Here is a 21,690-nt window from a genome sequence, read left to right as displayed (position 1 = left end):
GACCCATTCGACCCTGCGGAGGATTACCTGATGATCTTCATCACCGCGAAGTTCCGGGTGAAGCCGGAGCACGCCGAGAACTGGCCTTCGATCACCGCCGACTTCACCGCGGCGACGCGCGCCGAGCCCGGCTGTCTCTGGTTCGACTGGTCCCGCTCACTGGACGACGCGAACGAATACGTCCTGGTCGAAGCCTTCGCCGACGACGACGGCGCCACCGCCCACGTCACCTCCGACCACTTCAAGGCAGCCCAGCAACACCTCCCGCCCCACCTGGTCGAAACCCCCCGCATCGTCAACTTCAAGCTCCCCCAGTCCGACTGGTCCGAACTCGGCGAACTCGCCGTCAAGTAGCTCAGACAACGCTGGTGTTCTGGGCGGCGGCGATCTCCCAATCGCTGCCGTCCTTGGCCAGGAAGTACACCGGGCTCCCGTGCGCACCCGTCGTACCGCCATGTTCGACGTAGGTCTGGTTCACGTTCACCACAGCGATGTCCGGCCGCAGGAACAACAGATGGTCGGGCTCGTACGTCGCGGAGGAGTCCTTCATCGCTCCGGGGAGCACCTTCCGGGTGAACGCCTCGATCGTGTCGCGCCCGTACAGCCGCTTCCCGTGCCCGGTCACCCACACCGCATCCTTGCGGAACAACGAGATGAAACCGTCCACGTCCTCGTTGCCTTGCACCTCCTGCACCTTGGCCACCAGCGCCGCGATCGCGTCGACATCGGCCTGACTGGGAACCGCACCCTCGATCCTCATGCGACGATCCTGCAAGCTGAAGGGGACTTGAGGTCAAGCGAGGCCGGCGTCGCGGGCTTTGACGATGGCTTGGGCTCGGTCGGTCACGCCGAGTTTGGCGAACACGTTCGTGATGTGGTTGCGGACGGTCTTGTCCGAAACGACCAGGTGGCGGGCGATCTCCGTGTTGGATCGGCCGAGCGCGATCCCCCACGGCCACGGCCCGCACGGCCTTCAGGATGCGATCTCAGGTCCCAACTCCGCTCTGGGACCGGTCGCAAATGTGGTTCGCACCGTGGGCTGGCCCTCACATACCGTGCGCTGGTTGGCGAGGCGGAGAGGCGTGACCATGGCACCGAGGGTCGTCCTCGAGTTCGCGCTGCGCTGCGTCGCACAGGCGGCCGCGCGTGATCCGAGGGTGGCCAACGCCCGCAACCGCCTGGAGGAACGGCTCCGCGAGCTCGCCGCGGCAGTGCAGCCCCGTGCCGAGTACTCCGTGGTGCACGGCGAACTGGGGCTGGACCACGTGCTGGTGGACCGCGACGGAAACCCTGTCCTGATCGACGTCGAGGAGATGCTGTACTTCGACGTCGAATGGGAGCACGCGTTCATGCTCAACCGTCTCGGCGACGACTATCCGCAGGTGGCGGTCCCCGACCTGGACGAGGACCGCCTCGCGCTCTACACGCTGGCCGAGCACATCTCGCTGACTGCAGGCCCGCTACGCCTGCTCGACGGGGACTACCCCAACCGCGCCTTCATGCAACGGATCATCGAGTACAACCTCAGCCAAGCCCGGCTGCTGTCCTCGGCGCAACTATGAGCCGTACAGGGTGTTGAAGTTGTCGCGCAGAACCAAGTCAGCCAGTTCGCCGTCGCCGGCAGCCTCGCGGAGGCGAGCGACCTCGCCGACGTAGTCGCCCCACGGCTCGTCGCTGGCGAACAGCACCCGGTCCTGGCCGATCCCACGCCGCTCGATCTCCCGGACCAGCCAACGCGGCGCGAAGCCGATCGCCCAACTGGTGTCGGTGTAGACCTGCTTGCCGGCCTCGATCCAGTTGAAGAACCGCTCGTTGATCAACTTGATGTGCCCGCTCATGCCGCCGCCGAAGTGCACGAGGTGGATCTTGACGTCATCTCCGTAGCGGTCGACCAACTTGCCGATCTGGTCGATGTCGGACGCCGCACCAGGCGAGGTGTGAACGTGTACGACGAGGCCGCGCTCGCGTGCGGTGCTGAAGATCTGCTCGAGCTGCGGCGCGCACTCCGGATCCTCGACAGCCCCGCCCAGCAGGAAGCTGGTCTTCAGGGCGACCACGCCCGGCTCCCCGGCCAGAGCGAGCGCCGCGGTGGTGAGCTCGGCGTCCTGCGGCCGCGGCGAGACCCACAACCCGCAGCGGATCCGATCGTCCTTGGCCGCCGCCTCGATCACCAGGGGATTGAACCCGAAGGACACTGACGCGTCGGGCACCCCGTAGTTGGGCAACACGAGCGCCCGCTCGGCGCCCTCCCGATCGAGGTCCTCGATCAGCTCGGCAACCGTAGCCCGAGCCAGGATGTCCGGATTGGCCGGCGGCCCGCCGTAGAACGGGAACGCAGGCATGATGCCCAGGTGGCGATGCGCGTCATTCGTCAGCTTCTCGGTCATCCTCAGACGGTAACCGCAGAAGATTTCCTATGCAAGAGTAATGTCTACTATCCGACACAAATCGTCCGGCTGCACCTACAGGCTGAAGGCGATCGAGCGCAGGATCAGCGCCGCGACGAATACCACGGTGAACGCGAGGTCGATCGCCAGACCGCCCGCCCGCAACGGCGGCAGCCTCCGCCGTACCGGCGCGATCACCGGCTCCGTCCAGGCGTGAGTCACTGAACGCACCCGGCCGGCCCGCTGTCCGCCACTCGCCAACGCACCCGTCCAGTCCAGCACCATCCGGACGATCAACAGCACAACGAACGCCGTCAAGGCGTAACCGACCAGGTCTCCGATGATGCTCATGACCAATCTCCTCCGTGAGGGCCGCACCGGCCATCTCACCAGTATCAACGTCGCCGGCGACGTCGAAGTGTCCTCGCGCCCATCTTCTTAGCCGACTATCAGGCAAAGAAGGCCCGGACCACCACGTCCGGGCCTTCTTCCGCAGCGGGGGCCGTGCTCGCCAGGTTCGGCCCGTTACTGCTGGGGTTCTGAGGGTGCGTTGCGGGGCATCAGGGCAACGATCGGGAGGCTGAGGGCCGTAATGGCCAGAACGACGATCAGAGTGACCTTCATCGCGTGGGCCAGTCCGGAGGTTGCGGCGTGGAAGAAGACCGACGTGACCGCGGCCGAGCCGATCGCTGAGGCGAGTTGCTGGATCGAGCTGAGCGAGCCGCTGGCGCTGCCGGCTTCGTCAGGCTTCGCGTCGCCGAGAGCAACGTTGGGGATCGTGGTGAAGGTGAGGCCGGTGCCGATACCGACGACGACGAACGCCGGGGCCAGCGCCCAGATGCTGACGTTCGTGCCGAAGTGATCGACGAGGACGAGGACCCAGCCGCAACCGACGAGGGCGACGGCGAGGCCGATGACGACGAGCCTGCGACCGAGCTTGGTGACCAGGCCACCCATGGCGGCGAACGCGGCGGCGATGAGCCCCACGGTGAGCGGCACCAGGCCGAGCGAGGCGTCCCGAGCACTGGCGTGCAGTCCCTCCTGCAGGAACAGCGACAGTACGAAGATCAGGCCGGTGCCGGCGGCGAAGGCGGCCAGGCCCACGAGCATTGCGGACGTGAAACCCCGGTTCTTCAGCAGCGAGGGCATGATGAGCGGGTGCGCTGCGGTGCGCTGACGATAGGCGAAGGCTGCGAAGAACAGGACGCCGACGGTGATCGCGGTGACGGGGACGACGCTCCAGCCATTGGTCGAGCCCTCGATCAGACCGTACAGCAGCCCGATCATGGCGACCGCAAGGAGGCCGGAGCCCCAACCGTCGACGACGGTGGAGCGGTCGCCGTCGTCACGCGGCAGGATCTTGGCGGCCATGACCAGCCCGATGCTGCCGAGGATCAGGTTGATGAGGAAGATCGGGCGCCAGGACAGACCGAACAGGTCGGCGCTGATGATGAATCCGGCCAGGACCGGGCCGCCGACACTGGACAGACCGAGAACCGGCCCGAACAGCCCGAATGCCTTGGCGAGCATGTCGCGGCTGAACGCTTTCGTCATGATCGCCATGCCTTGCGGGATGAGTAAGGCCCCGAACGCTCCCTGGGCAACCCGGGCGGCGATGAGCAGGGCCGGGTCAGGTGAGAACCCGGCGACGGCCGAGGCCACGGTGAACCCGCCCATGCCGATCAGGAAGAGCCTGCGTTGGCCGAACTTGTCACCCAGCCGTCCGCCGACCAGGAGCAGGACACCCACGGCGAGCATGTACGCCGGTCCCAACCACTTGATCAGACTCACACCACCGTGGAGCTCGCCGGCGATCGTGGGGGCCGCGATGTTCGTGACGGTCGCATCGATGACATCGACGGCGTCGGCAAGCAAAACCAGCCCCAGGATTGCCCACAGCCGGCGACTGGAGCGGTGTGTGACGACTGTTCGCGGCTCCGTCAACGTAGTCATGAGGAACGTCCTTCCCTTACCCCGGCGCCCCTCGTGGGCGGCCTCTCACCCCCACTACGAACGCCCCTGACCGGATCCGACACCGCCACAAAATTCGTAGCGATCTTCCGGCGCGTGTGTCGTCAGCGGCGGTGGTGTCGATGCACAAAGGCACGCTTCTCAGCCGCGCGAGAGCCAGACACGTCGCGGCCAACACGCCACCGAGAAGCGCCGAACGACTTCGTCGCCTTGGCCAGTCGCGTACCGCGCGAGTCGCGGCCGATCGACAACAGGCCGCGTCTCTACGGCCGCCGCAACCCGGCGCCGCCGGATCCTGCGCCGTTGCTCGGCCGGCGCCCGTCGCTCACTGGAACGGCCGTACCTCGATCTTCCGATCGCAGACCTTCGACGCCTCGGCGGCGAGCTTGAGCACCACATCCAGGTCGGGGGCCTCCCACACCCAGACGCCGGCGAGGTACTCCTTCGACTCCACGAAAGGCCCGTCGCTGAACACCGCCCGCTCGCCCCGGTTGTCGATGACCGTGGCCTCATCGGCGTCCGCGAGTCCGCCCGAGAAGACCCAGTAGCCCTCGGCGATCAGTCGTTCGTTGAACGCGCTGATGGCAGGCCGCCGGTCCGTGCTGCCGGGATTGCTCTTGTCATCGATCACGGAAACCAGGTAACGCATCTGAAGATCATCTCCTGTGGTGTCAAGACAGCATGGTTCGGCAGTCAGGGACGTCAGTCCGTTGCCCACCAGTCTCGCGCCCTGTCCGAGGCGCCCTTACCCCTGCAACGAACAGCACCAACCCGATCCGACACCCCTCCGGACTGCGCTGGAGGATTTCGTGCGCCTCGGGATCGATACGACGGCATGTGGGTGCTCGCAGCAACCACCGGAACGCGACGTTCCGACCTCGCCGGAGTGCAGGTCGTTGGGGCAACTAGTGAAGAACAGGATGGGCGAGCAACACTCAACGACGGCCCGCGTCGCTATCCTGCTATTACTGCAGTCGTAGATCGTTATGTGCCCTAATCTTGGGGCTGTCTGCCGCTGGCGGAAACTCAGGGGCCCTCAGCGCACCATCTGGGTAGAGTCGGGCGATGCCCGAGTTGAAACGCCTGCATGCTGGCCATGCCTCGGCGGTCTTGGCCTTCGAGCTGGCGAACCGCGCGTACTTCGCTGCCTCGATCTCCGACCGCGGCGACGAGTTCTACGAGCAGTTCACCGACCGGCACAGCGCCTTGCTGGCTGAGCAAGAGGCCGGCGTCTGCGCCTTCTACGTGCTCGTCGCCGAGGATGGCTCGGTTCTGGGCCGGTTCAACCTGTACGACCTCGAAGACGGCACTGCCAACCTCGGCTATCGGGTTGCGCAGCACGTCGCCGGCCGCGGTGTGGCGACCGAGACCGTCCGGGAGCTGTGCCGGCTGGCGGCGGCGCGGCACGGGCTGCGCACACTGCGCGCGGCCACCTCCCGCGAGAATGTCGCTTCCCAGAAGGTGCTGGTCAAGGCCGGGTTCGTCCCAGTTGGCCCGGCCGGCCCAGCCGACCTCGGCGGTAAGCGAGGCACCTGGTATCAGCGTGACCTAGGAGTCCAGCCGTAGGGCAAGGGGCCACGCACAAAACCCAGGTCAGACCCATGACAAAGCGAAGGCCCGGACCTGATGGTCCGGGCCTTCTTCCGTAGCGGGGGCAGGATTTGAACCTGCGACCTCTGGGTTATGAGCCCAGCGAGCTACCGAGCTGCTCCACCCCGCGTCGTTGTGTCTTTAGTTTAGGGGATCGGAGCTGAGCAACCAAATCGGCTCCCGGTGTGACTCGTGGCGGCCGAAAATCCGTGTCAGGGGCGGGGGGTGCGGCGTACCGTCCGGGTATGTCCCGACACCTCATCCGCCCGTTCCGGGAGGCGGACCTGCCTGCGTCCGCCGGACTGCTCGCGGAGCGGCACCAGGAGCATCGTAAGCGTCACCCTTTGCTGCCTGCGGACTACGAGAGCGAGCGGCTCGCGCTGGTCGAGGTGACTGCGCTGTGGGAGAGCGAGAGCGCGTCCGGCGCCGTCATCCTCGAGGACGGCGAGCTGACCGGCTACCTGCTAGGCGCACCCAAGCCGTCCACCATGTGGGGCCCGAACATCTGGGTCGAGGCAGCCGGCCACGCCGTACGTGAGCCCGAACACATCCGCGACCTGTTCGCCGCCGCGGCCACCAAGTGGGTGGACGACGGCCGCATCGCCCAGTACGCGCTGGTGCCGGACGATCCGGAGCTGCTGGATGCGTGGTTCCGGCTGGCGTTCGGCTCTCAACACGCGCATGCGATCCGTCCGGCGCCGACGACTCCGCCACCGGAGTACCCGCGCCTCACCGTACGACGTGCTGTTCGGGACGACATCGCCGTACTCGCGCAACTGGACCTGGTGCTGCCGCAGCACCAGGCACTCTCGCCGGTGTTCTCCGCCGGGGAGATGCCCACGATGCAGGAAGCGCTGGACGATTGGGAGGAGTCGATCGACGATCCGGACTACGCGACCTTCGTGGCCGAGTACGGCGGGCGCGTGATCGGCTCGTCGATCGGATGTTCCCTGGACAAGTCGAGCTCGCACAGCGGGTTGGCCCGGCCCGACAACGCCGGCTTTCTTGGGTTCGCCGCCGTGCTGCCCGAGGCCCGCGGTCACGGCGCCGGCCGGGCGCTCGGTGAGGCCGTCCTGCAGTGGTCGGCGGACACCGGGTACACGTCGGTGGTGACCGACTGGCGGGTCACGAACCTGCTGTCGTCACGGGCCTGGCCGAAGCTCGGGTTCGAGCAGACGTTCCATCGGCTGCACCGGCTGATCGGGTACTGACTTCGCGTTGTCCACAGGTACGAAATCGCGTGTCGGGGAGGGCCGCGATCGCTGCATCTTCTTGGGCAGGAACGCCTTGCAGCAAGCGAGGCGTCGAGGTCCAGGAGGTAGTCATGTCGTGTTCGTCCCGTCGTTCCCGATTCGTGCCGTCGACCCGTCGTATCGTGATCGGGAGCGCCGTCGTCCTCGCCTCATTCGGCGCCTGGACCACAACGGCCACGGCGAGCAACGTCGAGCCGCGCCCCGGGTATTGCGTGACTCCCCCATCGACCGAGCAGAGGGCGGACATCTTGGACGGCTTCGTGATCGAGAACCTCCCCGACGGTCTTGGGACGCCGAGCGACTTCGAGTACGAGTGGGAGGACGTGAGATTCCACAGCCGGGTCTGGGAGACCGGCCCGGATCCCGAGGGTGCGTACCGGGTCGACCTGACCGCGAAGACGCTGCGCGGTGAGAAACTCACGGACCTCGAGGCCCTGAAGACCTTCCTGATCGAGTACGAGGAGAAGGATCCGGACAGCTGGGAGCTCCGCGCGGTCAAGGTCGGCGAGTACGACGGTCTGGCCGCTGGGGACGAGGTGTTCTACTTCGTCTCGCCGGGTGTCGCGGCCGAGGTGTCCATCGACAACGAGCGATTCACCGACGACGACCTTTTCAACACCGCCACCGGCTTCCACCCGGAGACCACGACCTGAGTCAGTAGCCTCGGGCAACGAAACGGGGCGGCGACCCCGACGGTTGTCGGTGTCGCCGCCCCGGTCACAGCCCGTGGATCAGCCTGTCGGTGACGTCGGTGGACTCGATGGAGTCGGCGTCGACGGTGTCCCACTCGGTGTGGGCGTGGGCGGTGTGACTACTGCACCGGCCGCTACGGCCTTGTCGATCGCCTGCTTCATCTTGGTGACCTGAGCCTGGTAGCCGGCCAGGTCGCCCTTCGTCAGGGCAGCCTGCGCAGCCGTGTACGCGGCCTGCGCTTCGGCGAGCGCTTGCTTGACCGTCTGGTTCTGCGTCGACGCTGGTGGCGGCTTGGAGCCTGGCGGCTCTTCACCGGTATCGACGCTGGTGTTGAAGACCTTGGTCAGCGCCTCTTGCAACGTCCCGCCGTAGGCGACCCGATCTCCGAAGGAGACCAGCACGTACCGCAGCACTGGATAACTACCTGCTCCGCTCGTCCGGACCGAGTAGACGGGCTGGACGTAGAGCAGACCACCGCCGAGTGGAAGCGTCAGCAGGTTGCCGAACTGCGCTCTCGCGCCACTGCTCGGTTGGTTGATCGGGAGCAGCGCCTGTCTGATCCCTTCGTCGGTCTGGAACTTGTTGAAGACCTGTCCCGGACCGGGGATCTGCACGTTGCCGGGCAATCGGAGTATTCGGAACTTGCCGTAGTCCGGCGAGGTCGCCTCCGAATCGACGGCCATGAATGCGGTCAGGTTCTCCCGCTCCGCGTTCGGCACGTACACCGACGTCAGGGAGAACTTGGGCTCGGTCTGACCGGGCATCCGCAGGGAGAGATAGAAGGGAGGCTGGTTGCTTTGCACCGACGAGTCACTTCCGGACGACACCGCGGTCGGGTCGGCCGGAACGCGCCACAGGTCGCTGTTCTGGTACCAGGTGCCCGCGTCCGTCACGTGGTACTTGGCCAGCAGATCGCGCTGGACCTTGAACATGTCCTCCGGGTAGCGCAGGTGGGACATCAGCGACGGCGAGATGTCGGAGCGCGGCTTGACCGTGTTCGGGAAAGCCTTCATCCACGTCTTCAGCACCGGGTCGTTCTCGTCCCAGGCGTACAGCTCGACCGAGCCGTCGTACGCGTTGACGACCGCCTTGACCGAGTTGCGGATGTAGTTGATCTCCTCGCTCGGCTGCTGCGCGATGGTGCCGCGGCCGGTCGTGGTGTCCCGGGTGCTGTCGTCCAGTGCGACCTTCTCCGCGTACGGGTAGTTCGCCGAGGTCGTGTAGCCGTCGACGATCCAGACCACCTGGTTGTCGACGATGGCCGGGTACGGGTCGCCGTCCGGCGTCAGCCAGGGCGCGGCCTTCTCCACCCGCTCGCGCGGGTTGCGGTCGTAGAGGATCTTCGAGTCGGGGTTCACCCGGCTGGACAGCAGGAGGTTCGCGTCCCGGAACTTGGTTGCGTACAGCAACCGGTTGAAGAAGGTGCCGACCGCGACGCCGCCCTTGCCCTGGTAGGTGTTCAGCGTCGGGTCCCCGCCGCTCTTGCCTTCGGGAGTGTCGAGCTCGACCGGCGAGCCGCCCTGCGGGCCGCCGACGATCGAGTAGTCCGGGGACTGCTCACCGAAGTAGATCCGGGGCTCGTAGTCGCCGAGCTGACCGGTCGGCGGCAGGTCCTTCTCCGACCAGACCGGCGTACCGTCTTCGGCGCGCTGGTTGCCGTTCGCGGCGACCACGCCGTAGCCGTGGGTGTAGACAGTGTGGTCGTTGTTCCAGTTGCGCTGGCCGGCCGGCAACCGGTCGACCTGCACCTCGCGGACCGCGATGACGGTGTCGCTGACCTTGTCGCCGATCTTGTACCGGTCGACGTCGAGGTCGGTCGGGAACGAGTAGAAGCCACGCACCTGCTGCAACTGCTCGAACGTCGGGCCGACCACGCTCGGGTCGATCAGCCGGATACCGGGGAGCACCTCGGCGTCCTGCGTCAACTCCGACGGCGTCGCGGTCTGCTTGGCCTGGTAGTTGACCACCTCGGCGCCCTCGAGGCCGTAGGCCTGGCGCGTCGACTCGATGTTCTTGGTGATGTACGGCGCCTCACGCACCGGCTCGCTCGGGCGTACCCGCAACTGCTGCAGTGCTGCCGGCCACAACGCGCCGAGCAGGATCGCCGACAGAATCAGTACGACGGTGCCGACACCCGGCAGCAGCCAGGTCCGCCGCACCACGTTGGCGAAGAACAGACCGGCGCACAGAACTGCGATGACCGCCAGGATCTCTTTGCTGGGCAGAACCGCATGGTCACCGGTATAGGAGATACCGGTGAACAGTTTGGCGTCCGACGTCGTCAGGCCGAAACGGTCCAGCCAGTAGCTGAAGGCCTTCAGCAGGACGAGCAGGCCCAGCAGCACAGAGAACTGCACCTGCGCGGCCCCGGAAGCCTTCTGCCCCTTCGCGGACGGCCGGAATCCGCCGTACAGGTAATGCGTGATGATCGCCGCGACGAGCGACAGCAGCACGATCGAGTAGCCGAAGCCGAGCAGGACGCGCAGCCATGGGTAGTCGAAGACGAAGAACGCGATGTCCTTGTTGAAATGCTTGTCGGTGACGCCGAAGGGGGTCCGGTTCCGCCAGGCCAGGAAGACCTTCCACTCGCCCGACGCGGCCGAGCCGCCGAAGACCAGCATCAGGGTGGCGACCACGCCGATGGCGATCTTGCCGCGCTGCTGGAGCAGATCGCCGTACCGCTCGAAGCCCGGGCTGGGCGACGGCGCGAGCGCGACCCGCGGCCGCGTGCGGAAGGCGATGACGATGTTCGCTACAACGGCGGCCGCCATCAGCAGACCGACCACGAAGAAGAGCAGTACCCGGGTCCCGAGCACCGTGCCGAACACGGAACCGAGGTCCACCGAGCGGTACCACAACCGCTGGGTCCAGATGTCGGTGAAGACGCTGAAGAGGATCAGCAGCACGATCAGTGTCGCGATCGTCGGCAGCAGGGCCCGAGGCCGACCACCACCTGTTCGCCGCGGCCGTCGCGGCTCCTCCGGCATGTCGTAGACGCCGTCGCTCATGGTCGATTCTCCTCATTGTCATTCATGCCATCGACCCCAGGACCTCGGCCAGGCCGGCTGCCGACCGAAGGCTCGAATGTCAACGACAGTACTTCGCACAGCGTGGGGACCAAGTCCGCGCCGGTCAGTACGGCGCTGTCCTCGTCGTGGGAGCGGAGCCGGACCGCACCGAAGCGGCTGCCTTCACGCAGGACCGCCGCGACCATCCGCACCTCGTGGCGGCGGGGGTCACTGCCGGCCATCCGGGCGAGCTCGGCGTCCGAGTCGGCGCTGGACAGACCTGCTTCGGCCGTGGCCGGCAGCACGATCCGCTCGATCGACAGCGCGCAGCCGCTGACCCCGTCGGGCCACTCGATCCGGCCTAGCGCGTCGGCCAGATGCTCGTCCTCGAGGCTGCCGGGCAGCTCTCCCTGCGCGACCGGGGTCAGCGGCTGGGAGGCGTCGTCGGTGCCGAGTTCCGCGGCCAGTTGTGGTTCGGCGCGCAGTAGTTCGTCAGTGGGGACCAGCGCGAACAGTTGCGCGGGCTGGTCCCAGCCCGCGCTGCTCACGTGCTTCTCGATCTCGATCACCGCGCGACTGAGCGCGTCGGGAGGCAGAGTGCCTACGGAATCCATGCCGTCAGCTCTCCCCTTCGGCCGGCCGGTACGTTCACGGTGCTCACGGTGCGCACGAGGGGACCTTCCCCTGTCCGCTGACTGCTGCGTTGATGGCGGCGATCGCCTCGGTCAGTGTGGTGATCTTCACCAGTTGGATGCCCTTCACGCCGGCGTGCATCGCCGCCTCACAGTTGTCGGCGGGCACCAGGAAGATGGAGGCGCCGTCGTTCTTGGCACCGGCGATCTTCTGCTGGATGCCGCCGATCGGACCGACCTGGCCGAGCGCGTCGATCGTGCCGGTGCCCGCGATGTGCTTACCGTCCAGCAGCGGACCCGGTGTGAGCTTGTCGTAGATGGCCAGCGCGAACGCCGTGCCCGCGCTCGGGCCGCCGATGTCCTGGCCGAGGTTGACCGTCACCTTGACCGGGGAGTCGACCCCGATGGTGATGCCGACCATCGGCCGGGTCTCGTCGCCAGGGGTGGCAGCGGTCTTCACCTGAATGGTCTGCTCCGCCCCGTTGCGCCGGATCAGGAACGCGACGTTCTCGCCGACCTTGTGCTTGCGGACGTACTCGCCGACCTGCGGGACCTGCGACATCGCGACACCGTCGACGGCCAGGACGACGTCACCCGGCTTCAGCTTGCCGTCGGCCGGGGTGTCCTTGGCGACCGTCGAGACCTTGGGGTGGTACGGGACCTCGGCTGCCTGCAGGGCGGCGGCGACCGCACTGTCCTGCGAGCCGGTCATCTCGGCGGTGTTCTGCTCCTCGACCTGGTCGGCGCTCTGGTCCGGCGGGTAGATGATGTCGCGCGGGAACAGGTCGTTGTGCGGGTCGAGCCAGTTCCGCATCGCCTGCGGGAGCGTGAGTTCACGCCCGGGCGAGGTGACAGACACGGTGGTCAGGTCCAGTTGGCCGGTGGTCGGGAACGTGTCGTGCCCGGTGATCTCGATGACCGGCTTGTTGTTGCTCGACGTACCGAGGGTGTCCTTCACCGGCCCAGGGCTGAACGAGACGAAGGGCACCGAGAAGACGGTGACCAGCCCGAGCGAAACGACCAGCACGATGATCGAAGTGACCAGTGTTGCGGTACGACGTGTCACGAACCCTGCCCTGCGATCTTGGTGGAACCGAACATCTCGGTCGTACCGAGCTTCTCGATGGCGTGTGTCTTTGCTGAACCCAACGTCCCACCGGCCCGAAGTGTCCCCGCCGGCCTGAGTCGGTCCGCCGTACGCGACTCGCTGGCTGAGTCCGGCGCGTCAGGAGAGGAGGGGTTGGCGACGTGATCGGACTTGTCAGCCTTGTTTACGTCCGGCTCGTCAGCGCCGGTCTTGTGCGCGCGGTTCAGGCCGCGGCGGCGGCGTTCCGGGGTGGCGCGGGGACCGGGAGCGGCGAGTGCGTCGTTGAAGCGACGGAAGTCCTCGACCGAGTCGAAGGCGCCACCGGACCGGCGTGGACCGCGGCTCCGCGCGCGCCAAGCCGCCCAGCACATCGCCAGCAGCGTGGCGACCACCGGGAACGCCAGCCACGCCAAAACCTTCATCCGGCCACCTTCATGCGCCCAGCGTACGTGTCAGTGAGCGCCGACCCACTCGCTGGCACCGTCGGTGAAGTGCTGGTGTTTCCAAATCGGGACCTCCGCCTTGAGGTCGTCGATCAACTGCCGGCAAGCGGCGAACGCGACATCCCGGTGCGCAGCGGCCACCGCGACGATCACGGCGGCGTCCCCGATCTTGAGGTCCCCGGTCCGGTGTACGGCGGCCAGCGCGGTCACTGCGGAGTCGGCACAGACACGCTCCGCCACTGTCCGCAGGTGGTCCAGGGCGTCCGGGTGCGCCTCGTAACTGAGCTGGTCAACCGGCTTCTCGTGATCATGGTTCCGCACGGTGCCGATGAACAGAGCCGTCCCGCCGGCGGTCGGATCAGCCACAGCGGCCAGCACCTCGTCGGTGGACAGGACGTCCTCCCGGATGTCCAGCAGCCTGATCGCGTCGCTCATCCATTCCTCATTCCCGCTGGGAAACCACCCCGAACACGTACCACGAACCAACCCCCACACCCCCGATTCTCCCCCACCCAGCCCCCAACTCCCACCACCGCACCTCTGAGGCCTCCGGCTGGACGCCGAGATCACCGCGCTGAGCCATCTCCCGCGCACGCTCCGCACATGGACTCGCCGCAGGTCCCGGCGGCGAGGCCAGCCTGGCCGACTGTTGCCTCCACCCCCACAATCGGGGCCGTTGGCGCGGCCCCACGGCGGGGTGCCGGTCTGCCGGCGGCGAACAGGAGCAGTAATGCGTTCGCCGGGGGAGGAACGGGTCGGTGGAACCAGTACGTTGGAGTAGTACGCCCCACCCGCACAGGAAGGCCCACTCCGATGAGCGACGAACCGGACAACCCGTTCAAGGGAACTCCGTTCGAGGCCATGTTCCAGCAGTTCTCCGGTGCGGCCGGCGCGGGCGGCGCTCCCGACCTGAATGCGATCTTCGCGCAGGTCCAGCAGCTGCTCAGCGGTTCCGGCGACGGCAGGCCGGTGAACTGGGATCTGGCCAAGGACATCGCACGCAAGACGGTTTCCGCCGCCGGAGACCGCTCCGTCACCCCCACGGATACCGACCGAGTAGCGGACGCGGTCCGGCTGGCCGAGCACTGGCTGGACGAGGCAACAACGCTGCCCGAAGCATCCACCACCTCTGCGGCCTGGAGCCGGGCGGAGTGGGTCGAGAACACGCTTCCCGTGTGGCAGACCGTGGTCGACCCCGTCGCCGAGCACGTCGCCGGCGCGATGGGCAACGCCCTTCCCGCCGAAGCACAGCAACTCGCCGGGCCGATGGCCGGCATGCTGCGCCAGCTGGGCGGCTCGATCTTCGGCGCCCAGGTCGGCCAGGCACTGGGCGAGCTGGCCGGCGAGGTCGTGAGCTCGTCCGATATCGGACTGCCGCTCGGACCGACCGGCCAGGCTGTATTACTACCGGACAACGTCGCCAAGTTCGCTGAGGGCCTCGGACTGACCGACGAGGACGTCCGGCTGTACCTGGCGCTCCGCGAGGTCGCGCACCAGCGGCTGTACGCCGGCGTCCCGTGGCTGCGGCAGCATCTGCTGGCTGCGGTGGCGGATTACGCCGCGGGCATCGAGGTCGACACCGGCAAGATCGAGCGAGCCATGGCGGACATCGACCCGCAGAACCCCGAGGCCATGCAGGAAGCGCTCGCGGGCGGCCTGTTCGAGCCGGAAGACTCGGAGCAGCAGAAGGCCGCGCTCGTCCGGCTCGAGACCGCCCTCGCGCTCGTCGAAGGCTGGGTCGACGACGTCGTACGGCAGGCGACCAAGGAGCGGATGCCGGCCGCGGTTCAGCTCTCGGAGACGGTACGCCGGCGTCGGGCGGCCGGTGGACCGGCAGAGCAGACGTTCGCCACGCTGGTCGGTCTCCAGCTTCGCCCACGACGACTTCGCGACGCGGCGAACCTGTGGGCGGCCGTCCGTGACGCTCGCGGCGTCGACGGCCGTGACGAGCTCTGGTCGCACCCGGACCTGCTTCCGAGTGCCGGCGACCTGGACGACCCGATCGGGTTCGCTCAGCACGCAGGCGAGCTGGCCGACATCGACATCACCGATTTCCTCCCCGATGACGACTCGTCGGACACGCCGAAGCAAGAAGGTGACGAGGGCAACGACCCCGGCACCACCAAGTAGTCCGCACCGAACGGCGTACGACAGCACGACCCCGCGGGACGAAGCCATTCGGCAGGTTCCAGTGGGGTCGCGTTGGGTCTGCCTGTCCGAGTACGGCGCTTGCGGGCTGATGATCTGGAGGCGCGCGATGAGTTTTGGGGTGGCGTCATGGAGACTGACCGGGTGCTTCATGACGATGCGGTGATGACGTTGAACGGGTGGCGTGCGCCCGACGGTACGCAAGCAGGGCTCCGGGAGCACTACCTGCGATGGCTGGCAGAGCACCCGGACGCGATGTGGCGCAGTTGCCGGCCGGAGCATCTGACGGCGAGCGCGCTGGTGGTGGACGCGACGGGCAGCCGGGCGCTGCTCACGCTGCACAAGACTGTCGGGCGATGGCTGCAACTCGGCGGACACTGCGAGAACGGCGACAGCACGCTGGCCGGAGCTGCACTGCGCGAGGCTACGGAAGAGTCTGGGCTGACGGACCTGTCGATCGATCCGTCACCGCTTCAACTGTCCCGTCACGAGATCCTCGCCGGCGGGTGTGCGGGGACATTCCATCTGGACGTGCAGTTCCTTGTGACCGCGACTGTTGGTACTGACTACGTGGTCAGCGAGGAGTCTCACGACCTCGCTTGGTTCCCGATCAACGCGCTTCCCGAGAGCGCGGATCACGTGGTCGAGGAACTCGCAGCGAGAGCTACTCGGCGACTTGCTCACAGCGCCGGGAGCGTTTCTTCCGGGTGACTTCTCCAACTGCTCGGGAGGGCGCGAATCAGGCGTCTCCGACGAGTGGCGTGAATGGCAGGACGCTGTCGGGCAACTTGATGGCTAACTGTCGGGCGGAGGTCGTACGCTCGTTGTCATTCGTCGGATCGCGGCCATCCGGTCGCCCGAGTGTGCCGAAGGATGTCCGTGAGCTTCGACATCGATCACTACGCCCAGACTTCGACCCGCATCCGCTGGGACGACCTCGACATGTCCACGTTCGAGACCCAGCCGCTGTCCGATGACGCGCTGCGTTGCCTCAGCTATATGAGCGATGTGGAGACGCACACCGTCTGCTACCTGCGCGACCTGCTCGTTACACCGTCGCACGCCGATCCCGAGGTCACCGTCTTCCTGACGATGTGGAACCTCGAGGAGTACTGGCACGGCGAAGTACTGGACGAGGTGCTCGAGCGGCACGGCGTCCCGACCGGGCCCGAGCACACCCGCGCGGTCCGTTCCGGGCTCGGTTGGCGTGACCGGCTCGCGCCGATTCGGCAGTCATTGCTGGCGAACATCATCGGCGAGGACTTCATCGCCACGCACATGGCGTGGGGCGCGATCAACGAGTGGTGCGCACATTCGGCGTACACACGGCTGATCCAGTCCGAGGATCACCCGGTCCTGACCGAGATCCTCAAGCGGATCGCGAAGCAGGAGACCCGGCACGTCGCGTTCTACAACAGCCAGGCACGCGACCGCCTGCTCCGCAGCAAGAAGGCTCAGAAGATCGCCCGCTTCGCACTCTCCAAGGGATGGGGCATCGTCGGCTCGACGATCATGCCGCCGGCCGAGGTGAAGCACATGCTCACCTACCTGTACGGCGGCGAACACGGCCTGGCCGAAGTCCGCAAAATAGACGCCAAAATCGACGCCCTCCCCGGCCAGCAGTCCCTCCACCTAGTGGAAAAAGAACTAACCAAGTACAACGTCCACCTCAGCTAACCCCGCGCCACCTTCCCCGTTCCCGCAACCTGCGGCCCCCGTGGAGCCCCCGTTCCCCGCTCCGCCACGCGATCTCCCGTCCTTTCACCCACGTGCGTGCAGTTCTCGCCGTCGCACCTCCGCGGTGAATCCCCCGCAGCCGTACATCCACGTGGAGCCCCGTTCCCCGCTGCCCGGTCCCCGCGACCCCCGTTTATCTCAACCGCGGACAGCCTCACAGTCGTACTTCGCCCGTGCATCCCCACAGCCGTGCAACCCCGTGGCCCCTCTCCCGCAAGATCCCCCGTCGTCTCACCCGCGTGCGTGTAGTTCTCGCCGTCGTCTTCCCCGTGCATCCCCCACAGCCGTACATCCCCCGTGGCCCCCGTATTCCCGCTACCCCGGGCGCTCCCGTCGTGAACAGCCCCACCCGCCGACCTTCGCTCGTGCACGTCCACGCCTTGGTACTTCCCCGCCCTGCATTCACCGTGGAACCCCCGTTCCCCGGTACCCCTGCGATCCCCCTTGCCATCGCCCGGGTACAGGTCCCTCGCACAGCCCCCGCTGTCGTGCCTCCGTGCAATCCCCCGCTGTTGGAGCGCCCCGCTTCAGCCCTGCCCCCGTGCAGGACCTACGTCCCCCGTGATCCCCGTGGTTGTGCGCCGCCAGTTGCCTCCCGAGTGGAGGGTTGGCGGTTGCGTGAGGACCTTGGCGCCTGGTCCCCGGTTCCCCGATGTGTTGGCCGCACCCCCGGTGCGGTGTCGCGATGTTGCGCCACTTGCTGGTGGTCGATCACCGCCCCTGAACGGCATCGACGGGGCCAGCGGGTGACGGCTGGGCTTCCCCCAGAAGCCCTGCTGCATGGTGAACGAGCCGGGAGCAAGAAGGTGACGGGTCAGGCGTGACGAAGTAGGGAACGAGTTGCATCCCAGCCCTCGAGGCCCGGATCCAGTCGCGCAATGTCAGCACTCGATCGCAGACGGTGCCATCCAGGGCCAATCCCGACAGCATGCCGGCGAGGCTTCACCGCCTCGAGCTCAGTAAGAGGCGTGTCGAACGTCGGAGCGGCAGTCGAGACCCAATCAGCAGTTGGCAGACGTATGCCGATGGCCGCGAGCGTGCCGTCCTCGGAGGGAGTGACGGCGATGTCCGCGGTGCTCAGCGAGCGGAAGAGCTTGCCGATCAGCAGACCGGGCAGATCAGGTACGTCGTAGCTCACCGCGACAACCGCGGCAGCCGGACCGGCGAGTTCCACCGCATCGAGTACGGGTCGCGCGGCGTCGACGGCGTACACCGGTGTGCCGGGCCAGGTCAGCGCACTCACCGACTCCAGCGCGGACTCGTCAGCGCCGACGACCGCCACGGCAACGTCCACCCGGTCCAGCGCGGCCAGGACCTCGTAGGTGTCCTCAGCCAACGCCAAGCGCCACGCCTCGGCGTCACGACCGGGCGGGGCCCAACTACCAGTGGCAGGTACGACGAGAACCACCACACGCCGGTCGGTCATGCGGATGCGCTCACGTCGTCGAACCGGGACCGGGCGGCGTTGACCTCGGTCATGTGGGTCTCGGCCCAGCCCTTGATCGAGGCGATGAGCGGCATCAGCGTCTCGCCGAGCGTCGTGAGTTCGTAGTCGACGCGGACCGGTACAGACGGAGTCACCGAGCGGCTGAGCAGACCGTCACGTTCGAGCGAGCGGAGCGTCTGCGTGAGCATCTTCTGACTGACGCCGGCGATGCGACGGGACAGGTCCGAGTACCGCAGCGGGCCGTCAGCCAGAGCGGACAGGATGAGCGTGACCCACTTGTCGCTGATGCGGTCCAGCAGTTGCCGCGCCGGGCAGGTCGCCAGGAACGCGTCGTACTCGCGGGCGGCTTCTTCGCGGAGCTGAGCGGCGGTGCGGGTCGGCATGGCTCTCCTCGTCGTGCGATACGCACTACGAAGTGCGTACTTCCCGGCAGAGAGTAACTCTCCGAATGTGGTGTTCGCCAACGAAAAACGCAGCACCACAAGGAGAGAGACGATATGCGCGCATTGGTCGCCCGCCGGCTCGACGGGCCGGACGCACTCGAGCTGATCGAGACCCCGGTACCGGAACCGGGCCACGGTCAGGTCCGGATCAAAGTGGCCGCCGCCGCGATCAACCCGGTCGATGTCGCGGTCAGCGGCGGCGGAGCGGTTGAGTACGGCGTCACCGCGGCCCGGGAACAGTTCGGCCTCGGGTGGGACGTCGCCGGCACGATCGACGCGGCGGGACCGGGGGTCGACCTGGCTGTCGGTACGCCGGTGATCGGGCTGGCTGACCTGCTCGGGCGGCCGCTCAAGACACACGCGGAGTACGTCGTACTCAACGCCGATGCGGTCGCGGCGGCTCCGAGGAATCTGGATCTGACGGCGGCATCGACGATCGCGTTGAACGCGCTGACCGCGTTGCAGGCCTTGAAAGCCGTTCAACTTACTCTCGGTCAGTTCGTGCTCATCACCGGCGCGGCGGGCGGGGTCGGTGGGTACGCCGTCGAGATCGCAAAGCACGTTGGGCTGACGGTTGTCGCCAGCGCTGCTGCGGAGGACGAGGATCTGGTACGCCGCCTTGGCGCGGATCACTTTGTGTCGCGAACGGAGGATCTGACTGCCTCGGTGCATGCGATCGTTCCGGCCGGTGTTGACGGTCTGGTGGATGCGGCGGTCATTGGCGTCGGGGCGCAGGAGGCGGTTCGCAACGGTGGTCAGCATGCGCACGTCCAAGCTGGCCCGACGCCGCCGCATCTCCGCAACATCACGGTGCATCAGATCTTTGTCCACGCGAATCGCGCAGAGCTGACGGAGCTCGTGGTGTTGGCCGAAGCCGGGGCCATCAGGACCCGGGTAGCGGACACCTATCCTCTGCAAGAGGCGGCACAGGCTTACAAGCGGCTCGCCAACGGAGGCGTCCGAGGCAGGCTCGTCCTCATCCCCTGAGGAGCGGGGCGTCCCCTAAGGCAACGAGGCGTTCCCCAAGGCGGCGAACCGTTCAGCCCTTGATGGCTTGGTGGAGTCGGAGTGCGACCTGGATGTCCAGGGCGCGCTCCGGCGCCTGCCAACCATCGGCCAGCAAGGCCCCGATCCGGTCCAGGCGCTGCTGCACTGTGTTCGGGTGGATGTGCAACGCGGTGGCGGCTCGCGTCGGGCTCTGGCCTGCCGCGAAGTACGCCCGGAGCGTCCCGATCAGGTCGGTACCGCGCTGGGCGTCGTACTCGAGTACGGCGCCCAGGACGTGCTGCACATGGGCCTGTACGTCGACGTCCGCCGCACCGACCAAGCCGGCGACACCAAGGTCGTCCGGAGTCGCAGACTCACCAATGCGGCCGAGCCGCAGCATCGTGCCCACCAGACGTACCGCCTGGCGATGCGAGTCGACCAAGGGCTCGCCCCAAGCCGCCGGACCAGTCACTCCGATCGTGGCGCCGGTGCGCTTCGCGACCTCAGCCAACTCCCGCGCAGCAGCCGCAGCGTCCGCACGGGAGAACAGCAGCACCAAGTCACCACCGTAAGGACCAGACAGCACGAGCTTGTCCTCCAGCGGCGCCGACAGCCGAGCACGTACGGCGGCCTGGTCGCCACGACAGACAGCCACCACCAGACGGTCGTGCCGGCGATTCGGCGCAAGCAACCGGAGTCGGTCCGTCAGCGTCCTCGGGTCGGCGGCACCACTGAGTACATCAGCCAGCAGATCAGCTTGAGCCCGCTGCGACTGCTCCGCAGCCTGCCGACGGAACAACAGAACGAGTGCAGTGACAACGGCGGCCCGCTCCACGATCCGCTGGTCCGCACCTGAGAGCTCATCGACGCCGCCGATCACCAGCGCACCGAGCCGCTCCCCTTTCGCCGTTGCCGCAACAACCCAGCAGTCACCGACCCTGGTCAACCGCCCGGACTCGGACTCCTGCCACCGCACCACAGCACCACGCGTGTCCCCGGCCACGGCCAACTCATTGCCCACGGCATCGACCAGCACGACCCACACGTCCAGCAGCTCGGCCAGCGCAGCGGCGATCGCATCCACATCGCCACCAGACAACACGATCCCGGCGAACCGGTCGTGCGCCGCGGCAGCATGCTCGGTGCCGGCGTGCGCCGCAGACAGTTGGTCGAGTGCGGCCGCCGTCTCAGCCGCCGCCCGCACCTGCACGATGGTCACAGCCGCCAGCGCCGCCAGCGATCCCAGCAACGACACCTCGTCCTGGCTGAACGGTCGCCGCGTCCGGTTGGAAGCGAACAGCACCCCGACGAACGCTCCGTCGACGACGAGCGGCGTACCGCAGATGGCTATCAGTCCCTCCTCTCCGACCGCATGATCGATCGAAGAGGTGTGCCGGAAGCGCCGGTCCGACGGGTAGTCGGCAGTCCAGTAGGGCTTGTACGTCTTGGCGACCAGACCGCCGAGTCCGGCGCCCAGAGGAAGCCGGACCTGCTGGAAGGCCGCCGACACGGACCCGTCGGTCGCCCGCATGTACGTGTCGCCGCGGGCGTCGTCGTACAAGGTCAGATAGGCGACGTCCGCACCGAGGAGGGTGCGCGCACGGTGCACGATGGTGTCGAGTACGCCACCCGGGTCGCGGGCCGACGCGAGTTCGCGGGCGACGTCGACCAGGGCGGACAGTTCGGCCTCACGCTTCTTGCTGGCGTCGATGCCGGCCCGGATCCGCAGGGCGAGGTCGCGTGCCACCGCGTCCTCGCCCGCAGCCCGGGCCAACTCGCTCCCGGACGCATCCTCGGCCAACAGCCGCAGAAGCTCCTCCATCTTCGCGATCATGCCACCTCCGGCTGCCGCCCGGGTCCCGTC

General features: G+C 67.3%; 23 protein-coding genes and 1 tRNA gene. 9 read left to right on the top strand and 15 right to left on the bottom strand.

The genetic code is table 11. The features are described from left to right. Positions 1 to 30: 30 nt before the first annotated feature. Positions 31 to 354, top strand: coding sequence for a putative quinol monooxygenase (locus tag OG817_RS02890; protein ID WP_131516284.1), 324 nt, complete (start codon positions 31 to 33; stop codon positions 352 to 354). 1 nt (position 355) lies between these two features. Here the strand turns inward: OG817_RS02890 and OG817_RS02885 are convergent, their stop codons facing one another. Continuing rightward, positions 356 to 760 carry an SgcJ/EcaC family oxidoreductase gene (locus tag OG817_RS02885; protein WP_406051935.1) on the bottom strand — a complete coding sequence of 135 codons (405 nt, stop codon included), beginning with the start codon at positions 758 to 760 and terminating at the stop codon, positions 356 to 358. 33 nt (positions 761 to 793) lie between these two features. Continuing rightward, entirely contained in the window at positions 794 to 946 is a 153-nt protein-coding gene (locus tag OG817_RS02880) for a response regulator transcription factor (protein WP_406057651.1), read from the bottom strand. Positions 947 to 1,088: 142 nt separating this feature from the next. On the opposite strand from OG817_RS02880, the gene OG817_RS02875 reads away from it, so the two are divergent. Then, the gene (locus tag OG817_RS02875; protein ID WP_406051934.1) at positions 1,089 to 1,562 is read left to right on the top strand and encodes a phosphotransferase; all 474 of its coding nucleotides are present in this window, start codon (positions 1,089 to 1,091) and stop codon (positions 1,560 to 1,562) included. On the opposite strand, the gene OG817_RS02870 is transcribed toward OG817_RS02875, so the two are convergent. The 4 genes from OG817_RS02870 to OG817_RS02855 form a co-directional block, all read right to left on the bottom strand. Next, positions 1,557 to 2,387, bottom strand: coding sequence for an amidohydrolase family protein (locus tag OG817_RS02870; protein WP_406051933.1), 831 nt, complete (start codon positions 2,385 to 2,387; stop codon positions 1,557 to 1,559). The two genes, OG817_RS02875 and OG817_RS02870, sit on opposite strands and share 6 nt — an antisense overlap. 75 nt (positions 2,388 to 2,462) lie before the next feature. Further along, entirely contained in the window at positions 2,463 to 2,738 is a 276-nt protein-coding gene (locus OG817_RS02865; RefSeq protein WP_406051932.1) for a YggT family protein, read from the bottom strand. Positions 2,739 to 2,912: 174 nt separating this feature from the next. After that, the gene (locus tag OG817_RS02860) at positions 2,913 to 4,340 is read right to left on the bottom strand and encodes an MFS transporter (RefSeq protein ID WP_406051931.1); all 1,428 of its coding nucleotides are present in this window, start codon (positions 4,338 to 4,340) and stop codon (positions 2,913 to 2,915) included. Between the two features lie 343 nt (positions 4,341 to 4,683). After that, positions 4,684 to 5,007 (bottom strand): YciI family protein, encoded by a 324-nt coding sequence (locus tag OG817_RS02855; RefSeq protein WP_406051930.1) that lies wholly within the window; start codon positions 5,005 to 5,007, stop codon positions 4,684 to 4,686. 416 nt (positions 5,008 to 5,423) lie between these two features. On the opposite strand from OG817_RS02855, the gene OG817_RS02850 reads away from it, so the two are divergent. After that, complete coding sequence (locus OG817_RS02850; protein WP_406051929.1) at positions 5,424 to 5,924, top strand: GNAT family N-acetyltransferase; 501 nt, start codon at positions 5,424 to 5,426, stop codon at positions 5,922 to 5,924. 80 nt (positions 5,925 to 6,004) lie between these two features. Here the strand turns inward: OG817_RS02850 and OG817_RS02845 are convergent. Further along, positions 6,005 to 6,078: transfer RNA gene (locus OG817_RS02845), tRNA-Met, on the bottom strand. Between the two features lie 115 nt (positions 6,079 to 6,193). On the opposite strand from OG817_RS02845, the gene OG817_RS02840 reads away from it, so the two are divergent. Beyond that, positions 6,194 to 7,159: a GNAT family N-acetyltransferase gene (locus tag OG817_RS02840; RefSeq protein WP_406051928.1), complete on the top strand. Its 966-nt coding sequence runs from the start codon at positions 6,194 to 6,196 to the stop codon at positions 7,157 to 7,159. 113 nt (positions 7,160 to 7,272) lie between these two features. Then, positions 7,273 to 7,854: a hypothetical protein gene (locus tag OG817_RS02835; protein WP_406051927.1), complete on the top strand. Its 582-nt coding sequence runs from the start codon at positions 7,273 to 7,275 to the stop codon at positions 7,852 to 7,854. Between the two features lie 78 nt (positions 7,855 to 7,932). Here OG817_RS02835 and OG817_RS02830 read toward each other — a convergent pair whose 3' ends face one another. The 5 genes from OG817_RS02830 to OG817_RS02810 are packed head-to-tail and all read right to left on the bottom strand — an operon-like array spanning position 7,933 to position 13,499. Then, positions 7,933 to 10,902, bottom strand: coding sequence for a UPF0182 family protein (locus tag OG817_RS02830; RefSeq protein ID WP_396397925.1), 2,970 nt, complete (start codon positions 10,900 to 10,902; stop codon positions 7,933 to 7,935). Continuing rightward, positions 10,899 to 11,516 (bottom strand): PPA1309 family protein, encoded by a 618-nt coding sequence (locus OG817_RS02825; RefSeq protein WP_406051926.1) that lies wholly within the window; start codon positions 11,514 to 11,516, stop codon positions 10,899 to 10,901. The genes OG817_RS02830 and OG817_RS02825 overlap by 4 nt, the downstream gene beginning before the upstream one ends. A gap of 43 nt (positions 11,517 to 11,559) precedes the next feature. Next, positions 11,560 to 12,600, bottom strand: a complete 1,041-nt coding sequence (locus OG817_RS02820; protein WP_406051924.1) for a PDZ domain-containing protein — start codon at positions 12,598 to 12,600, stop codon at positions 11,560 to 11,562. After that, on the bottom strand, positions 12,597 to 13,043 hold the full coding sequence (locus OG817_RS02815) for a hypothetical protein (RefSeq protein ID WP_406051923.1): 447 nt from the start codon (positions 13,041 to 13,043) through the stop codon (positions 12,597 to 12,599). Before OG817_RS02815 ends, OG817_RS02820 begins: the two co-directional genes overlap by 4 nt. 30 nt (positions 13,044 to 13,073) lie before the next feature. Further along, the gene (locus OG817_RS02810) at positions 13,074 to 13,499 is read right to left on the bottom strand and encodes a molybdenum cofactor biosynthesis protein MoaE (protein WP_406051921.1); all 426 of its coding nucleotides are present in this window, start codon (positions 13,497 to 13,499) and stop codon (positions 13,074 to 13,076) included. A 378-nt stretch (positions 13,500 to 13,877) separates the two neighbouring features. On the opposite strand from OG817_RS02810, the gene OG817_RS02805 reads away from it, so the two are divergent. The 3 genes from OG817_RS02805 (at position 13,878) to OG817_RS02795 (ending at position 16,889) form a co-directional block, all read left to right on the top strand. Then, positions 13,878 to 15,194, top strand: coding sequence for a zinc-dependent metalloprotease (locus tag OG817_RS02805; RefSeq protein WP_406051919.1), 1,317 nt, complete (start codon positions 13,878 to 13,880; stop codon positions 15,192 to 15,194). A 147-nt stretch (positions 15,195 to 15,341) separates the two neighbouring features. Then, the gene (locus tag OG817_RS02800; RefSeq protein WP_406051917.1) at positions 15,342 to 15,923 is read left to right on the top strand and encodes an NUDIX hydrolase; all 582 of its coding nucleotides are present in this window, start codon (positions 15,342 to 15,344) and stop codon (positions 15,921 to 15,923) included. Between the two features lie 168 nt (positions 15,924 to 16,091). Next, positions 16,092 to 16,889 (top strand): ferritin-like domain-containing protein, encoded by a 798-nt coding sequence (locus OG817_RS02795; RefSeq protein ID WP_406051916.1) that lies wholly within the window; start codon positions 16,092 to 16,094, stop codon positions 16,887 to 16,889. Positions 16,890 to 17,763: 874 nt separating this feature from the next. Here OG817_RS02795 and OG817_RS02790 read toward each other — a convergent pair. Both OG817_RS02790 and OG817_RS02785 read right to left on the bottom strand, forming a co-directional pair. After that, positions 17,764 to 18,375: a hypothetical protein gene (locus OG817_RS02790; RefSeq protein ID WP_406051914.1), complete on the bottom strand. Its 612-nt coding sequence runs from the start codon at positions 18,373 to 18,375 to the stop codon at positions 17,764 to 17,766. Further along, positions 18,372 to 18,779, bottom strand: a complete 408-nt coding sequence (locus OG817_RS02785; protein ID WP_406051912.1) for a winged helix-turn-helix transcriptional regulator — start codon at positions 18,777 to 18,779, stop codon at positions 18,372 to 18,374. Before OG817_RS02785 ends, OG817_RS02790 begins: the two co-directional genes overlap by 4 nt. A gap of 114 nt (positions 18,780 to 18,893) precedes the next feature. On the opposite strand from OG817_RS02785, the gene OG817_RS02780 reads away from it, so the two are divergent. Then, a complete protein-coding gene (locus tag OG817_RS02780; RefSeq protein ID WP_406051911.1) occupies positions 18,894 to 19,826 on the top strand; it encodes an NADP-dependent oxidoreductase in 933 nt (310 codons plus the stop codon). Positions 19,827 to 19,878: 52 nt separating this feature from the next. On the opposite strand, the gene OG817_RS02775 is transcribed toward OG817_RS02780, so the two are convergent. Continuing rightward, a complete protein-coding gene (locus tag OG817_RS02775) occupies positions 19,879 to 21,660 on the bottom strand; it encodes a helix-turn-helix domain-containing protein (protein WP_406051909.1) in 1,782 nt (593 codons plus the stop codon). Between the last annotated feature and the right edge of the window lie 30 nt (positions 21,661 to 21,690).

It is taken from the genome of Kribbella sp. NBC_00889 (assembly GCF_045207705.1).
Lineage (GTDB): Bacteria > Actinomycetota > Actinomycetes > Propionibacteriales > Kribbellaceae > Kribbella.
Note: the sequence above shows the minus strand (reverse complement) of the source record. Positions and strands in the feature narration are given on the sequence as shown.

What these genes read in the sequence shown, in the direction of transcription:
- OG817_RS02890 (WP_131516284.1), top strand. Translation starts at nt 31, where the DNA reads ATGATCTTCATCACCGCGAAGTTCCGGGTGAAGCCGGAGCACGCCGAG.
- OG817_RS02885 (WP_406051935.1), bottom strand. Translation starts at nt 760, where the DNA reads ATGAGGATCGAGGGTGCGGTTCCCAGTCAGGCCGATGTCGACGCGATC.
- OG817_RS02875 (WP_406051934.1), top strand. Translation starts at nt 1,089, where the DNA reads ATGGCACCGAGGGTCGTCCTCGAGTTCGCGCTGCGCTGCGTCGCACAG.
- OG817_RS02870 (WP_406051933.1), bottom strand. Translation starts at nt 2,387, where the DNA reads ATGACCGAGAAGCTGACGAATGACGCGCATCGCCACCTGGGCATCATG.
- OG817_RS02865 (WP_406051932.1), bottom strand. Translation starts at nt 2,738, where the DNA reads ATGAGCATCATCGGAGACCTGGTCGGTTACGCCTTGACGGCGTTCGTT.
- OG817_RS02860 (WP_406051931.1), bottom strand. Translation starts at nt 4,340, where the DNA reads ATGACTACGTTGACGGAGCCGCGAACAGTCGTCACACACCGCTCCAGT.
- OG817_RS02855 (WP_406051930.1), bottom strand. Translation starts at nt 5,007, where the DNA reads ATGCGTTACCTGGTTTCCGTGATCGATGACAAGAGCAATCCCGGCAGC.
- OG817_RS02850 (WP_406051929.1), top strand. Translation starts at nt 5,424, where the DNA reads ATGCCCGAGTTGAAACGCCTGCATGCTGGCCATGCCTCGGCGGTCTTG.
- OG817_RS02840 (WP_406051928.1), top strand. Translation starts at nt 6,194, where the DNA reads ATGTCCCGACACCTCATCCGCCCGTTCCGGGAGGCGGACCTGCCTGCG.
- OG817_RS02835 (WP_406051927.1), top strand. Translation starts at nt 7,273, where the DNA reads ATGTCGTGTTCGTCCCGTCGTTCCCGATTCGTGCCGTCGACCCGTCGT.
- OG817_RS02830 (WP_396397925.1), bottom strand. Translation starts at nt 10,902, where the DNA reads ATGAGCGACGGCGTCTACGACATGCCGGAGGAGCCGCGACGGCCGCGG.
- OG817_RS02825 (WP_406051926.1), bottom strand. Translation starts at nt 11,516, where the DNA reads ATGGATTCCGTAGGCACTCTGCCTCCCGACGCGCTCAGTCGCGCGGTG.
- OG817_RS02815 (WP_406051923.1), bottom strand. Translation starts at nt 13,043, where the DNA reads ATGAAGGTTTTGGCGTGGCTGGCGTTCCCGGTGGTCGCCACGCTGCTG.
- OG817_RS02810 (WP_406051921.1), bottom strand. Translation starts at nt 13,499, where the DNA reads ATGAGCGACGCGATCAGGCTGCTGGACATCCGGGAGGACGTCCTGTCC.
- OG817_RS02805 (WP_406051919.1), top strand. Translation starts at nt 13,878, where the DNA reads ATGAGCGACGAACCGGACAACCCGTTCAAGGGAACTCCGTTCGAGGCC.
- OG817_RS02800 (WP_406051917.1), top strand. Translation starts at nt 15,342, where the DNA reads ATGGAGACTGACCGGGTGCTTCATGACGATGCGGTGATGACGTTGAAC.
- OG817_RS02790 (WP_406051914.1), bottom strand. Translation starts at nt 18,375, where the DNA reads ATGACCGACCGGCGTGTGGTGGTTCTCGTCGTACCTGCCACTGGTAGT.
- OG817_RS02785 (WP_406051912.1), bottom strand. Translation starts at nt 18,779, where the DNA reads ATGCCGACCCGCACCGCCGCTCAGCTCCGCGAAGAAGCCGCCCGCGAG.
- OG817_RS02780 (WP_406051911.1), top strand. Translation starts at nt 18,894, where the DNA reads ATGCGCGCATTGGTCGCCCGCCGGCTCGACGGGCCGGACGCACTCGAG.
- OG817_RS02775 (WP_406051909.1), bottom strand. Translation starts at nt 21,660, where the DNA reads ATGATCGCGAAGATGGAGGAGCTTCTGCGGCTGTTGGCCGAGGATGCG.